The organism is candidate division Zixibacteria bacterium HGW-Zixibacteria-1 (assembly GCA_002838945.1).
In the GTDB taxonomy this organism is placed as follows: Bacteria; Zixibacteria; MSB-5A5; order GN15; family PGXB01; genus PGXB01.
The window spans coordinates 83,453-98,922 of record PGXB01000004.1; the positions used below are offsets into that span (position 1 = coordinate 83,453).

The following is a 15,470-nucleotide window of genomic DNA, read 5'->3' on the forward strand; positions in this document are numbered from 1 at the left end:
TAACAATTGTGCGACCCGGCTTTTATTTACTTTACGTCGACCTTGATTTCTTTCGGCAGGGCTTTCTCGTGCTTGGTCAGCATCACATTCAGGACTCCATTCTTGTAGTCCGCCGAAATTTTATCGGAGTCGACATTGTCGGGAAGCGTGAAGGAGCGCGAAAACGATCCATACAAGCGCTCGCTTCTCAGATAGTTATTGTCTTTCTCTTCCGATTCGAATTTGCGCTCGCCGCTGATAGTGAGAACACCATCCTCGACGACCACTTTAATCTGATCCTTCTCCATTCCGGGAAGTTCCACTTCCAGTCTGATTGACTTCTTGTCTTCGATAATGTCAACGCGCGGCATGAAATCGCAGCCGCCTTCGGCCCGAAGAGTCGGGGTATTGAAGATCGAATCGAAAATCGAATCGAAGTCGCGGTTGGCCGTGTTGAGCCATCTGTTCGGGTTGTATCTTACGAGTGTCATTTTAATATACCTCCTATTTTTGTTTTATCTTATTTCATCTCACGCCATTATATATAACAACCGGCGTGCCAAGAATTGTAAGAGGCTATATAACAATGACTTACTATTTGATTGGATAATAAGCGCAATAACAAAATGCCATTATGGCACTTTTAGCAGGCCATAATGGCATCAATATTAATATTTTGGCAGAACGGGACTGCCTATTTGTCGCGCCGGCCCAGGATCTCTTCGGCCGCCTTTGAGAGCTTTGCCCCGCCAAAAAGAATTTTTTGTGAGGTTGACATCGAATCGTTGAAATCTTTGATTTTTCGCAAAGAATCCTGATCGCCGATTCGCCCCAGCGCCTTAATCGTAGCCATTTTGAGATCATCGCGGGAGGAACGCCCGGAGGTGAACTGCGACTGAACCTGCTGGTCCGACAGAAGCGAACCGAGGAAGCTCCTGGCTTCGGAACCGCCCAGTTTACCCAGTGAATTGATTATACATATAATATCCGAGCGATGCTGCCTGGTCAATTCAATCAGTTCCGGAGCGATGTCGGGCTTGCCGATCAGGCCGAGGGCGATAATGGCGGATTCACGTATCTCGCGGTCATCATCGTCGGCCAGCATCAGAAGCAGATCGCAGGACTGCTCTTCGCCGATTTTCTCCAGTGATTGGACGATGGCCCGGCGGACCCTGGTGTCCATATCATTTATGCGGACCCTGAGTGCTCGGCAAGCTTCCGGGTCGTTGAGGGTGCTGAGGACAAAAATCGAATTGCGGACAATATACCACTTTTCATCAGGCAGTTCCCGTCGTGATTCTTCGCGATCGAAATAACTGCTATTATTCATAATTTCCGAGAAGACCTTAAGCGAGGCTTTGCCCATCTCGGAGAGAATTTTCAGAACATGCTGTCTGACCTGGCGCGATTCATGAGAAATAATATGTGACAGCTCCAGGGCCGCTTCCTCGGACCCGATAGTGATGAGTATATTTCTAATAAACGGAACATTGCTGTTGGGGCCGATGACGAGGTCGCGGACCAATTGCTCGATCACTTCACGGCGATTGAATTCCTCGACCGCTTTCTTGACCGCCACCGATTCATAACTCCAGACACCTTTGTAACGCGACCGCTTCTCGGAGAGAATATCGCAAATTCGCGACATGTGATCATATTGTTTTTCGGCAAGCGCAATGCGGGCCAGTTCCCAGATAAGGTCCGAGTATTCGAAGGTTTCTTTCCCCGCTTTAACATATTCGCCTACTTTTTCTATCATGTATTCGATAAGGTATCCCGCCATGTTCTTCGGATAGACCGAAAGAGCCAGACGAAATAGAACGAGCGATTTTTCGCGCAGATCAAGATTGGGTCCGGCCAGATAGTTAAGAAGAATGTTAATGACTGCTTTTGCTTTCCCCTGCTGGCCGGTTCGCAACAGGCGGCTGAAGACATCCTTGAAATCGTTCAGGTCATATCCGGGGAGCGCCTCATTGAAAGTAGCGTTGAGGAACTGGTCGATTTTCTCCGAGGATTCCACTTTGATCAGGCTGGATTCCGGAAGGATACTGGTATAGACCGACTTTTCGGCACCCTCTTGAACCATCCGGCTGCCAATATTTTCAAGAATCTTTTCCCGTTCCGGATGATAATTAAGGGCGGCAATCATTTCTTTCAGCCGGGTACCGCCCGAAACATCACTGGAATCTGATTCGGGGACCTCTCCCTTATCGAAGTTAAGAGAAGCCGACAGGCTTTCCTGAATTTTGTCGGCCGGCATGGAAGACAATAGTTCCGGGATCAAATAGCCGATAAGAGCGGGTTGATAATCGTGTTTATGGCGGGCGAAGTATTCTTCGAACGGCAGCGCTTCATCGGCCATCAAAGCCGACAGCTTTTTATAATCATCACCCAGTATTTGGCCGACCACCGCTCTGACCGAGAAGTCGCCAATCAGATCGCCGCGCATGGTGAGGCAGTTTTCGAAGATATCATGGCCCATTTCCGAATTCACGCGAATGGTCGTGATTTTATTTTTTTCGAGATAGGTGGCCATCAGATTGCTGAAATCGGACGAGGGCAGTCTTTTGACGAAGCGATCGAGAAAACGCGACAGATCATTGGCCGACAGGCTCATTTCGAAGAGGATGTCATTCAGGTCAAGCACCTGCATGAAGTTCAGAATATTTTCGGTAAAGATGGATGGGCGGGTGCGGATATTAAGGGCGTAAAGATGACCGTCCGAAATGTGCAGATTTAGGAATCGTTTGAACCTGAAAATTTTTTCCAGCATGAGAAAGGCGCGGCTGATCGCTTTTTGCGATAGCGGGTGGCCGCTTGAATAAATAGAGACTTTCTTGGATGCCAGGAAAAACTCTCTGAGGGTTTCGTGCACAAGTTCGTTTAGATTGAGGCCAAGATCGCTCTCGGTAAATTTGTAGTCTCTCATGCTAGTCTCCGAAACATTGTATGGTGCCGTCATGCGCCGCGACGCAAATTACCTTTCCATCACTGACGGCGGGGAAATTGATGCCCCTTTTGAATTCCCGTTTCGAGACCAATTCGCCGGTGTCTTTGTCGAGACAATAGAGGTTTCTGTCCAGCGAGGCAAAGAGCAGGTAATCTCCGACGACTATGGGCGAGGAGACGATGACACCGTCGGCCCGAAACTGCCACAGTGTTTCGCCGTCTGTCTCCGCCAGAGCCATGAGATTGCCGCCGTTGTCGCCGAAGTAGAGCATACCATTGTCCAGCGCCGGCGAGGTCCAGATTGGATACGGGAATGTCTTTTTCCACACAATATTTCCGGATGACCTGTCGAGGGCGAAGAAGCCGCCCTCGGAGCCGGTGAGATAAACTTTCTCACCTATGACTGCTTTTGTTACCAAAGGTTGGTCCAGTTCTGCCTCAAATATTTTGTCACCGGTTGCGGCCTTCAGACCCAGTATTGTTCCGTTGTCCTGCGGGAAAAAGACCATTTCGCCGTCACCGCTTGGTCCGGCCAGGCATCTGCCTTCGGCCGGGTATTGCCAGAGTTCTTCGCCGGTTTTTTTGTTGAGGCAAATCAACTTACCGTCGGAAGAACCGGCATAAAGGCGGTTCTCTATAATTATCGGCGCGCCGGTAACATCCTTTATATTAAAGGCCCACGAGACCTTGCGATTTAGCAGATTAAGGCAAATTAAGCGATTTTTGGTCTGGCCGACGGCAAAATAGGCCAGCGAATCCGACACCACAACTCCCGATTGGACCCCGTAACGGGCCTTATACATGCCCAGATAATCCCCTGTGGCCAGATCATAGAAGAATATCCTGGAGCGGCTGCCGCAGTAGATAAGTTTCCCGGCGCCAATGGTTAACGGCCCCAGGGGGGATTCCGAATTCTTTTTTTGCCAGATAAGATTCAATTGGCCGCCAAAATCCGACTTGATAACGGCTCCGGCCCCGATATCTTTTCTCGGATATTGCCAGCTTGGCGGCGTCATTATATCCGCCCGGGGCAGGGTAAACTGCTTTGAGCAGCCTGATACCAGAAATATGGCCATAATTGCCGGTAGTATGAAGTGTCTGGCATTCATCAAAAATTCCAACCAAAGAAAAAGTCAAAGTTCGTGTTTTTGCTGACTGTCTTGAAATCAGTGGTCCGGGCAAAATCGAAACGGAAGACGACAAATCTTCCCAGTGCGATGCGAAAGCCGGTGCCGAATGATCCCAATAGATTCTCATCGAAATCATCGGTAAGCAGACGGAACTGCCGGTCGGTTATATATCCGGTATCGAAGAAAACGGCACCGCGGATAGCCTGGAAGCCGATTCCGCCGATAGGCAGGCCTATGTACAAATTATCGATGAGCGGAAAGCGCAGTTCATTGGAGGCAAAGGCAATATTCCGGGCATAAAAAGCACGGCGGTTATATCCGCGGAACGACCAGCTTCCGCCGAAATAAATGCGCTGAGGTTCGATTCCGGTTGAGGAGTACACGAAGAAACGCGAGGCATAGGCCGAGTATTTCCCCAAACGCAGGTAATTGCGAATGTCGATCAGACCGATGCGGTTGTACTGCCGTCCCTGCTCCAGCCGCGTGGTGAGACCGAAAGTCAAGTTGTATCGGTGGCCCTCGATCGGTCCGGAAATATCCCAGAGGGAATTGTCGGAGACGATGGACACATAATTGGTCATCATGGCACCTTTGCGCCGGAACTGGAAGAGCCATTTGTCACGGTCGGAATACCTGATATAAGTGGTCGTCTCCAGGCGGTTGAAACGCGACAAAGGATAATTCACATAAGCCAGGCCGCCGAGCTGACGCTCGAAATAATATCCGTCATAGTCGTTAAAATATTCGTCGTAAAGATGATAAATTCCCCCGCCCCAGTTAAGGCGATGTTTCTTGTTGATATAGGTCACGGCAAAATTGAAACTGGACAGGAAGTCATCCTTCGTTTCGGCGGTGTTGGTGAGAAGCAAATAAAACGCATTATCGCCGAGCATATCCGAGAGAGCCACCTGCAGTCCACCGAGGGAGCCATAAACCGGATCATATGATATGGCCGACTGGGCTATGTCCAGTGAGTATTCGGTTTTATATCTGACCGATGATTTGAATGTTTTGCTGCTGAGTTTCCCGGGGCGCCACTGGGCCCGGCCCTGAGGCAGAGAATCAGCGGCAAGAAGCATGGTGTCGCTGATACCAACGCGATATATATGCGAGCCGAAATCCTGGTATCCGGAAAATAAAAGATTCTTCTTGTCGGGAGTCAGTCGAGGATCATAGGCCCCGGTCAAAAGGGCGGTCACTCTGTTTATGGATCCGTCATTGTTAAGGCGATAAATGTTAAAGGCGCCGTCCCGATCAGATGAGAAATAGATGCCTTCTTCCGAGACATCGGGAGTGATATCGCGCCAGCGTCCGGAAGTCAACTGTCTCGGGGCGCCGCCTCCCGCCGCGACAATAAATAAGTTAATGGCGCCGGCATCGCCCTCAACCGAGCGGTCGGAGGCGAAAACGATGGAGTCGCCGGCAAGCGTGAAAACCGGGTCCTTGTCCAGATAGAAATCCTTGGTGACACGCTTGAGGTCGCCGTTATTGAGATTCAGAGTATAAATATCGGTAATGCCGGATCGTCTGGCCCCACTGAAGACGGCCAGCTTGCCATTGGGCGAAAAGCGCGGCGATGAAATTTCGGCCAGTTCAGGGATTTCATATTTTTCTTTGATCCGGCGTCTCTCCAGATCATACAAGTAGAGAACATCGGCCTCTTTGGATTTGGATGAAAAAAGAATCATGCCGTCATCATTGGCATCGATACCGCTTTGCAGGAGATGCAACGATTCAAAACTGGCCGATCGTCCGCCTTTTAGCAACGTATAGAGTTTCTTTTTTTCACCGGCCGGGGGCATCATATATATCCCTGAATAACCCCGCTTGTTGGCTTTGAAAATGATCCACTCCCCCGACTTGTCGCCGTCTTTGAGTTCGATGGGGACCCCTTTGAGCGAATAGCCGTCCTTGGTCAGTTGTTTTGCTTCGCGCTTGGCGAGGCCGGCATCGGCGATCTGCGGGAAATATCTTTTCTTAAGATGATATTCCCATTTTTCGGAAATATCTTTCTGCGAATCGCCCAATGTGTAGCGAACAACTTCTTCGAAGTTGGCGCCTTTCCACCAGTTTTCGAAGATAAGGATAAGTTTGTCGGAACCGTAGTAGTCGTTTATAAATTCGCAAATGGATTGACCGAGTTTGTACATGAAAAAGGTGCCGGAAATTTCATAGAGCCGCGAAATGGGAAACAATTTTCCGGAAAGCACCATATCCTTCAGGATCATGTCGGCTTCGCTGTCCCATTCGGTTGACCAGTATTCGGCGATTCCCTCGATAAACCACAACGGCGGCGAAGCGAGCCGGGCCAGTCTTTGCTTGGACATGACCGATTCCAGTTTGGAAATGGTGAAGACATGCACCAGTTCGTGCCGAATGACATGGGCAAAACTGTAATAGGAGCCATGGAACGGCACAACGACGCGCCCCTTGAGAAATTCGGTGAAGCCGCCCACCGATTCCGGCAGAAGACTCGGTATGACATTGGTCTGGGCGAAATAGTTGGGCGAACTGTAAATAATCAGGGGGATCTTGCGATAGACCTCATGCTTGAATTTGGCCGCAAGTTCTTTATAGCCATCCTCGGCGATGCGGGCTGCGATCTCACCCAGTTCCTCTTCTTCGGCATAGAAGAAAATCCGGAAATGATCGGTTTCCATCACCTGCCAGTCGAAATTGGTGTACTGCACCTTATTCTGCCCGAAATAAAACTGGGAGTTAGCAGCCGCCGGCAGTAAAATGAGAATTACTGCAAGGGCCAGGAGGTATTTTAACGTCGAGGTAATCATAATAAAGTCATAATACAACTCAAGCGCCCTTTAAAACAAGGGTTCTCGAGTGTTGGTTCCATATAATAATAATCGCACAAGCTATGCATAATAACACATTAATATTTTATCGGTCTTTAAATAATATGTCTGAATGATGTCAGTCATTAATCGGCCCTCATTGAATTATATTCAAATCATGGCTGCAGTTTTTACATTTACCGTTTTCGAGTTCCAATATTTCGATATGATAACCGCTTCGGCAAATAAGCCGCTCCTTACATTGGGGGCAAAAGGTGTCCGATCTGTCCGGGATCCTGACATTTCCAAGATATACGAAATCCAATTTTTTTGAAGAGATTTCATAGGCCCGCATCAGTTTTTGCACGGATGTGGGCGGATTGTTCATCTTGTAAGTGGGATAATAGGCGGAAAAATGCAGTGGAATATGTGTCGAAACTGAGGCTACAAAGTCGCTGATCGCTTCAAAATCATGATCGGAATCGTTCAGGCCGGTTATGACCAGATTGGTTATTTCAATTTTCACCCCGGCTTCGTGGAAATGCTTGATATTATCCAGAACCGGCTGCAGTTTTCCTTTGCAGATTCGCTTATAAAAATCGGGGCTCATGCTCTTGAGATCAACATTGGCGGCATCGATCAGAGGGAGCAATTCCATGAGCGGTTTCTCATTGATGTAGCCATTGGTGACAAGAACATTTTTGAGTCCGGCATCTTTGATCAATTTCCCGGCCTCCCTGATATATTCAAACCAGATCAGCGGTTCGGTATAAGTGTAGGCAATACCGATGGAGCCGTTGCGGCCGGCCAGATTGACCAGATCGGGCGGAGCGACGAACCGGGTTGGAACATGCCCCTGCGAAATTTCCCAGTTCTGGCAGTTACTGCAGTTAAGATTGCAACCGTTGGGACCGGTCGAGAAAATGGCCTTGCCGGGGTGGAAATGATACAGCGGCTTCTTTTCGACCGGATCATAGCAGGCGCTGACCAGTTCCCCAAAGTTGTCCGTCATTAACTTGCCATTGGAATTAAACCGCGAACCGCAGATACCGATTTTGCCCTCGGTGAGGAGACATTCTGCGGGACAAAGATGACAGCGGACCTTGCCGCCGTCAAGTAACTCCGAATATGCCGCATCAACTATCATCGCCGCTGATTCCTCCACCCCTCACCACATATTTTACGGCTTCATGGAAGTTTTCGGTGATTATTTCCGGGCCAAGCACATAAGGAATCTGCAACAGTTTTTCTTCCTGTTTGCCGAAACCGGTCCGGACAAGAATCCCGCGTCCGCCCGAGACTGCGGCCAATTGAATGTCGGTCATTTTATCACCAATGACAAAGGAGTTAAAGGGATTAATATTGTGCCGCAGGCAGGCCAGTTCCAGCATCCCCGCCGACGGTTTTCGACAGGAACATTCGATTGCATATTGAGGCAACTCGCCCTTGATATAATGCGGGCAATAGTGAATCTCGTCGATGGGCGCCCCTGATGAGGCAAAGATATCGAGCACCCTCTGGTTGACCAGCCGCACCATTTCCTCGTCATAATATCCGCGGGCGACTCCTGACTGATTGGTGAGTCCAATAATTTTGTACCCGGCATCGCGAGCCATTCGAACCGATTCCACCGCTTTGTACTCGGGTTCAACTTCACCCGGATCGCGAAGGTATCCTTTTTCCCTGATCAGGGTGCCGTCCCGGTCGATAAATAAAGCCTTCTCTCCCCCGGTTTTTGACTTTATTCGTTCCGTAACCTTCTCCATGACATCATCAATTGAAATTCGGTCAAAGCAGTACTGGTGGTCGCGATAGCAGGCCCGCCTTCCATGCAATGAACAGGGTCGGCATGGTTCGTCCACCTGCATGATGCAATCACGCAGGCCGCGCGGTGAAAAACCGAGAGTCGGGTGGGTCGGGCCAAACAGGGCAATGACCGGGGTTCCGACGGCCGAACCGATATGCGCCAGCGCCGAGTCGTTACAGATTAGCAGGTCGGTTCCGGCGATAATCTGCGCCAGTTCGGCGAGTTCGGCATTGACGAATATTTTCAGCCTGTCGAGCGGTATTTCATCCCGCAGCGACTCCATCTGTTCATCAATATCAGCCAATAATAGAACGACGTTGGCCGGGTTACGTTTAAATATTTCCAGAGATAGCTTGCGGAAGCGGTCAGGCGGCCACTGTTTCGACGGAAACGAGGCCCCCGGCGCGATGGCGATGTGCGGCAGTGATTCGGTCAGATCAAAGTCCATACGCTCGGAAGGTTTCAGCCGGATTACCGGGCGCCGGGCATAGATGCGGCTGCCGGCTTTTTGAACGGCCATATTGTACAGGTCGATCGTGTGCGGGGGATCGGGGTTCAGTTTATGCAACCTGACGGATGCCCACCGCTCAAAGCGGCGTTTGGGATATTGCACTTTGACACCGGCGGCGATATGTTTCATAAGATATTTTGAACGGAGGTTGCCGTGCAGATCGACAATCATGTCGAAACCGATTTTGTCCAGATGTTCCGCCATCCGAAACAGGTCTCTTAATGAAGCATGAGCCGGGAACTCGATGATCTCATCCACCCCGGAAAACATCGAGGCCAGTTTGGCGATTTTCGATCGTGTTAATAATAAGATTCTGGCGCCGGGATTCGATATTTTTAAATTCAGAATAGCGGGCGAGGTCAGGACAACATCGCCGATCGCCCCGAGTCTGATAACAAGTATCCGTTTCATCGCATTCAAATAAAATATATTATGCCGATTATTCCAACGACCAGGCAGTAGATACCGAAATATTTGAATTTGCCTTTCTTGATTAAATCAAGCAAGAGATAAACGGCAAAGAGTCCGGTCAAAAAAGCAATGACCGTCCCGACCGCATATTGGCCGATCAGGCCGGTATCAATGGAGATAATTTCTCTTGACTTGAAAATAATGGCTCCGATAATGGCCGGAATCGACAACATAAAGGAATATTCGGCGGCTTCAATCGGTTTAACGCCGGCAAACAGTCCGGCTGAAATGGTCATTCCGGAACGAGATATTCCCGGAAGTATCGCCAGAGCCTGGGCAATCCCGATTAAAAGGGAGCGCGGCGCATCGATCATCCTGGTTCCCTTGCCGAAGGAAGAGGTCAGGAGAAGCACAACACCGGTGAAGACCAGAAACATGGCCGCGGCAAAAGGAGATGCAAAAGCGCTCTCAATCAGATTGTCAAATAAGAGGGCTATTATAGCGGCCGGGATCGTGCCCAGTATCAGATAATGAATAAATTTTCTTTCGGATTTGAGAGCCGGCGTATATAGAGCCCTGATCAAAGCAAATACCTTTTTCCTGAAATAAATAAGCACCGACATCAGGGTTCCGAAATGGACGACCAGTTCAAACATCACGCCCGGCATTTTTGCACCCAGCAGATACTCTCCCAAAACCAGGTGCCCCGATGATGAGACCGGTAAAAATTCCGTCAATCCCTGAATAATGCCAAGGATGATTGAATCAAGGTATGTCATTACAAAAAGCTCCGGTCGTAACCGGAGCCCAAATCCTTTCTGAATTCAGAGCGACTTAAAACGCCCGTATGTCCATTCCCAGATAAATGCCGGTGTTGCCGTCTATCTGAAACTCGCCATAGAGATTGAAATCCTGCGTCAGCTCGAATTTAGCGCCGAAATTCAAACCGGCCTCGAAGTCGGTATTCGCATCATGCCCATCGGGATCAACTCTTTCCATTCTCACATTCAGCCGGGCGTAAGGAACAATTTTTTGGCCTGATTTAAACCGATACGGAATCGAGCCGATGAGATCGCCGCCAAGCTGCAACAGCGGACTGAATTCGAAATCGGCATATTCAATAAAGGCGCCGGCGGCGAGATCGAACGGATTCTTATGCAAGGTGTCTTCATAATCCATTAATTCATACTTGAAGTCAAAACCGAGCATAATCCTGGGATCGCTCTGCGGCGCGTCGGGATCGGAAAACCCGAGTTTGAAGCGGATATCGGTATATTCGGCCATACCGTAGGTGAAAGTCCCGTAAACCGTGGCAACATGATCGCCAAAACCGACAAAGCCGCCGAAGTATCCAACACCGGGACCGGAGGCGTCAGCAGTGGTCAGGCAGCCGGTGAACATGCCCGCCGAGCTGTCGGCCATAGCCGGCGAAAAACTTGAAGCTGCAATAAGCAAGGCGGTCAGGGCGATTAATTTTCTTATCATTACATTCCTCCATGAATTATTTTTTTCATTCCAAGCCTATTCATGATATTCCCCTCTCGGATTCATGTCAACAAAAAATGATACGTAACTGGGGCGGGGCGGTTCCAAATGTCTTTTTATATTGACATTAAAAGTCGTGAGTCTTTATAATTTCATTTTACCGGGCAAAGGGTAATTTAACTGCTGCGAAAGTAATTTATAAATCATGCGGAGATATAAGAGATGAGTAACGACAGGCAACGCTGGGGAACCAAAATAGGTGTCGTTCTGGCCGTAGCCGGCTCCGCGGTCGGCCTCGGCAATTTCCTTCGATTTCCCTCACAGGTGGGCAAATACGGCGAAGGCGCCTTTATGATACCTTATCTTATTGCGCTGGTCCTGGTCGGCATACCGCTGATGTGGGTCGAATGGACGGCGGGTCGCTATGGCGGCGGTTTCGGTCATTCCACCGCGCCCGGTATTTTCCAGTCACTTTGGAGAAAAAGTCGTTTTATCAAATATTTCGGCATTGCCGGGATATTCGGACCCTTTCTGATATATATGTATTATGTATATATCGAATCATGGTGCCTGGCCTATGCCTATTATTCACTCACAGGGCAGCTTGCCGGTATTACATCAAGTCAGGGCTTTATTGATTTTCTTACGTGGTACCAGGGGGTGGGCGATGCCGGAACCTTTGCCGGAACCGTTCCGGGAGTCATCTTTTTCCTGATCACATTTTTGCTGAATATAACGGTAACATATTTCGGCATTCGCGGCGGTATCGAGAAATTATGTAATTTCGCCATGCCGCTGCTGATAGTTTTCGGTCTGGTGCTGATGATTCGGGTGATTTTGTTGTTTGCGCCGGATCCGCTGCATCCTGACTGGAGTTCCATCAACGGTCTGGGCTTTATATGGAACGCCGATCTGTCGGCGCTGAAATCGCCGAAAGTCTGGGTGGCGGCGACGGGACAAATATTTTTCACCCTGTCGGTCGGAATGGGTGTGATCCTGACTTATTCGAGCTACCTGAGAAAGAGCGATGATGTGGCTCTGTCGGGCTTGGCGGCGGCCTCGACCAATGAATTTGCAGAGGTCATTCTGGGAGGTTCGATAGTGATTCCGGCGGCCTTCATCTTTTTCGGCCCAGCCAACATTGTCGATATCGCCAACTCCGGCTCGTTCAATCTCGGCTTTGTCACCATGCCGCAGATTTTCAATCAATTGCCGCTGGGCGCCATTTTCGGGTTTATCTGGTTTTTTATGCTGTTCCTGGCCGGGATAACTTCATCTATTTCGATAGCCCAGCCGGCGGTGGCTTTTATGGAAGATGAGTTCAATATCAAGCGGCAGAAGGCGGTCAAGATTTTCGGCGTGATTGCCTTTATTCTCTGCCAGCCGGCTCTGTGGTTCCTGCATCGCGGGGTGCTCGATGATCTCGATTTCTGGGGCGCCAATTTCGTTATTGTCGTCGGGGCCACGGTGGAAATAATTCTTCTGGCCTGGGTTTTCGGAATCGATAAGGCCTGGAAGGAACTGCATCACGGCAGCAGAATCAAGGTCCCGGGGATATTCCGGTTTATAACGAAATATATTACGCCGACATCGTTGATTGTCCTGCTGGTGTGGTGGGTCAAGGAAGAGTGGTGGAATGTCATCACGATGAAAGGGGTCCCTGAAGAGAACTTACCCTATGTTCTGGGGACAAGACTCCTTCTGTTGGGAATCCTGGCGCTGCTGGCCTTTCTGGTTTTTCTGGCTTGGCGGCGGCGTGAAAAGAATCATTTGGAAGGCTGATTATTTATGACAACCGGCGGCTGGATATTCATGATTCTTGCATGGGGAGTGATCATCTCGATTCTGATCTACTGTTACACCAGTTTGATCAGGGGAAATAAAGATGAACCCACGCAGGACCAAAATAAAATATCGGAATAGTCCTTTAGAAAATACTGTATCGGGCCATGCGGTCCCGCAGAGTATTTCTTGATATGCCCAGTATTTCCGAAGTCTTGACCTGATTCGAGCCGAAGTGTTTCAGGCATGACGCGATCAGGGCCTTTTCCAGGGCCGATTCCAGAAAGTAATATATCTTCCCGGGCGAGTTGTTGATCAATCTGGGCAGGACCGGGTCAATTATCTTACCGAACATCTCGGTATAATCATCCTGCAGATTATTAAGATCTATCTCCACCCCGGAATCGATTTCGGAAAAAATCGGGAAATCTTCCGGCTGCAAGGCATTCGATTTTGTCATGACGCAGGCGGTGTGAACGTTATTTTCCAGTTCCCGAACATTGCCGGGCCAGGAGTATTTGCTCAACATGTTCTGCGCTTTTTGCGAGATGCCTTTGATCTCTTTATTGAGCTGGCGGCTGAATCCCTTGGCAAAATGGTCGGCCAGAAGCGGGATGTCATCCTTACGTTCACGCAACGGCGGGATGAAGATCGAGACGACTTTCAGACGATAGAACAGATCGACCCGGAAGGAACCTTCCTTCATGCATTGCACCAGTGATTTATTGGTCGCCGCGACCACCCGGACATCAACATCGATGGTTTCATTGCCGCCGACGCGTTCGAATTTCTTCTCCTGCAACACCCGCAGAAGTTTTGACTGGGTCAACATCGACATATCGGCGATTTCATCCAGGAATATCGTCCCCTGATCGGCCTGTTCGAATTTACCCAGACGCTTGAAATAAGCTCCGGTGAAGGCGCCTTTCTCATGGCCGAACAGCTCCGATTCGAGAAGGGTCTCGGCCAGCGCTGCGCAATTGACCGAGAGGAACGGTTTGCTTCGTCGATGCGAATTGCGATGGATGGCCCGTGCCACCAGTTCCTTGCCGGTGCCGGACTCGCCAAAGATAAGGACGGCCGCGTCACTCTTGGCCACCTGTCCGACCAGTTTGGCTATTTCAACGATTTCGGGGGACTGCCCGACGATCTCATCCAGTTCATGCGCCTCGACATCGGAAGGATCGACATAGGCTCTTATCCGCGCCGTCTTGAATCCACAAGCTTTGTTAACCGTATCTATCAACTTTTGTATTTCGAATGGTTTGGTCAGATATTCAAAGGCCCCCTCACGCATAGCTTCCATAGCGTTGGCGGTAGAGACAAAACCCGAAATCATGATGACCGGACTGCCGACCTCATGGAGCTTAATCTGCCTCAGAACCTCAAGGCCGGATAATCCCGGCAAATTTACATCCAGAAGAATAGTATCAATGTCTTTATTCTCTTTGACAAATTCAATGACCTTCTGACCGTCTTCAAGGAAATAAAATCGAAACCGATCGGGATCGAAAAGATTGGCCAGTGATCTGGATATTTCACGATCGTCATCAACGATAAGTATGTTTTTCATAGATGCGTGTTTATCCTGTATATATTTTATACATTCATAACAGTTTGCCTCTTCAAGGTATCGGATTTTGAACAGAATAGTTTAGCGCCGGGCGGCTCAAATATCCGATATAAAAGGCTTTTCGGAAGGTTTATAATGATATCAAAAGCGGATTCAATCAAATGATCCGGTCTGCAAAATATTGCAAAGTCATCAATAAATATTTTGGCTCAGTCGCGTTCTTCGATAAGCAAACCGACCACCGTGGCTGTTAGTATAAAATTAACCAGCATATCGACAATCAACCCGGCAGCCAGAATGTAAAAGACCAGTTCCGGGGAAAATTTGCTGACGATTGCGGCGGATTGACCCGTCAAGTACGATGTGGGTACAGTCAGCAAATAAGGAAGCAGGGCCAGGAAAAAAGTAAAAATCGGGTATCGGAAAAAGAGGGCGAATGTGGTCCTGAAGGCGCGGATAATATTGTTCTTATATACGATGATTGACGGGACAGCATAAATAAATATTGCGTATAATGTTACAGCCACCAGTCTGATAACGACGTCAAAGACGGCGGCGCGACGCGGTGATCCTTCAAGATAACTCCTGAACAACTCCGGCAATATCAGACTCGCGGCGATAATCACCGCCGTCACAATAGTCCAGACAATAATGAGCTGCGGCCATCGGCGCACGACTGACCGAAGCGTCATGCCCTCACCCCTTTTTGAACCAATATATCTAAGAAAAAGCAGTGCGGTAAGCCCGATCGCCAGTCCTTCGAAGATTATTCCGAATAGCAATCTCCCCCATTGATACACATATGGAAGGGCGATGTACAGACCGGGATATTGCGCAAACAGGCTGGCTGTATTTTTTCCCATCAAGCCGACAAATGGAGACAGAACAGGATATATTACCGGATTTACATATGAATTGAAAACAAGCAGCAGAAGAAATTGTGCAATCGTATAAATAAACAGCGGCGGCCACAGCCGCATTTTTACGACGGCCCTAAAGGCCTCCGCATAAAGACCAATCAGTCGGTTGATGCCGTAAATAAAGCCCACTAATT

Annotated in this window: 11 protein-coding genes; 1 reads left to right on the forward strand and 10 read right to left on the reverse strand. The window is 49.1% G+C overall.

The features are described 5' to 3' along the window. Positions 1-26 precede the first annotated feature (26 nt). The 8 genes from CVT49_02960 to CVT49_02995 form a co-directional block, all read right to left on the reverse strand. Positions 27-470 (reverse strand): hypothetical protein, encoded by a 444-nt coding sequence (locus CVT49_02960; GenBank protein PKK84550.1) that lies wholly within the window; start codon positions 468-470, stop codon positions 27-29. Positions 471-673: 203 nt separating this feature from the next. Next, positions 674-2,941, reverse strand: a complete 2,268-nt coding sequence (locus tag CVT49_02965) for a hypothetical protein (protein PKK84551.1) — start codon at positions 2,939-2,941, stop codon at positions 674-676. Beyond that, complete coding sequence (locus tag CVT49_02970; protein ID PKK84552.1) at positions 2,910-4,049, reverse strand: hypothetical protein; 1,140 nt, start codon at positions 4,047-4,049, stop codon at positions 2,910-2,912. The genes CVT49_02965 and CVT49_02970 overlap by 32 nt, the downstream gene beginning before the upstream one ends. Then, a complete protein-coding gene (locus CVT49_02975; GenBank protein ID PKK84553.1) occupies positions 4,037-6,865 on the reverse strand; it encodes a hypothetical protein in 2,829 nt (942 codons plus the stop codon). Before CVT49_02975 ends, CVT49_02970 begins: the two co-directional genes overlap by 13 nt. 139 nt (positions 6,866-7,004) lie before the next feature. Next, positions 7,005-7,994: an AmmeMemoRadiSam system radical SAM enzyme gene (amrS, locus tag CVT49_02980; protein ID PKK84554.1), complete on the reverse strand. Its 990-nt coding sequence runs from the start codon at positions 7,992-7,994 to the stop codon at positions 7,005-7,007. After that, positions 7,984-9,585, reverse strand: a complete 1,602-nt coding sequence (locus CVT49_02985) for a hypothetical protein (GenBank protein ID PKK84555.1) — start codon at positions 9,583-9,585, stop codon at positions 7,984-7,986. The genes amrS and CVT49_02985 overlap by 11 nt, the downstream gene beginning before the upstream one ends. After that, positions 9,582-10,355: a hypothetical protein gene (locus tag CVT49_02990; protein PKK84556.1), complete on the reverse strand. Its 774-nt coding sequence runs from the start codon at positions 10,353-10,355 to the stop codon at positions 9,582-9,584. Before CVT49_02990 ends, CVT49_02985 begins: the two co-directional genes overlap by 4 nt. A 55-nt stretch (positions 10,356-10,410) precedes the next feature. Next, positions 10,411-10,977 carry a hypothetical protein gene (locus CVT49_02995; protein PKK84557.1) on the reverse strand — a complete coding sequence of 189 codons (567 nt, stop codon included), beginning with the start codon at positions 10,975-10,977 and terminating at the stop codon, positions 10,411-10,413. 306 nt (positions 10,978-11,283) lie between these two features. On the opposite strand from CVT49_02995, the gene CVT49_03000 reads away from it, so the two are divergent. Continuing rightward, on the forward strand, positions 11,284-12,843 hold the full coding sequence (locus CVT49_03000; GenBank protein PKK84558.1) for a sodium:calcium symporter: 1,560 nt from the start codon (positions 11,284-11,286) through the stop codon (positions 12,841-12,843). 145 nt (positions 12,844-12,988) lie between these two features. Here the strand turns inward: CVT49_03000 and CVT49_03005 are convergent, their stop codons facing one another. Together CVT49_03005 and CVT49_03010 are read right to left on the reverse strand one after the other, a co-directional pair. Continuing rightward, on the reverse strand, positions 12,989-14,416 hold the full coding sequence (locus CVT49_03005) for a sigma-54-dependent Fis family transcriptional regulator (protein PKK84559.1): 1,428 nt from the start codon (positions 14,414-14,416) through the stop codon (positions 12,989-12,991). 209 nt (positions 14,417-14,625) lie between these two features. Continuing rightward, positions 14,626-15,465: a hypothetical protein gene (locus CVT49_03010; GenBank protein ID PKK84560.1), complete on the reverse strand. Its 840-nt coding sequence runs from the start codon at positions 15,463-15,465 to the stop codon at positions 14,626-14,628. Positions 15,466-15,470: the final 5 nt, after the last annotated feature.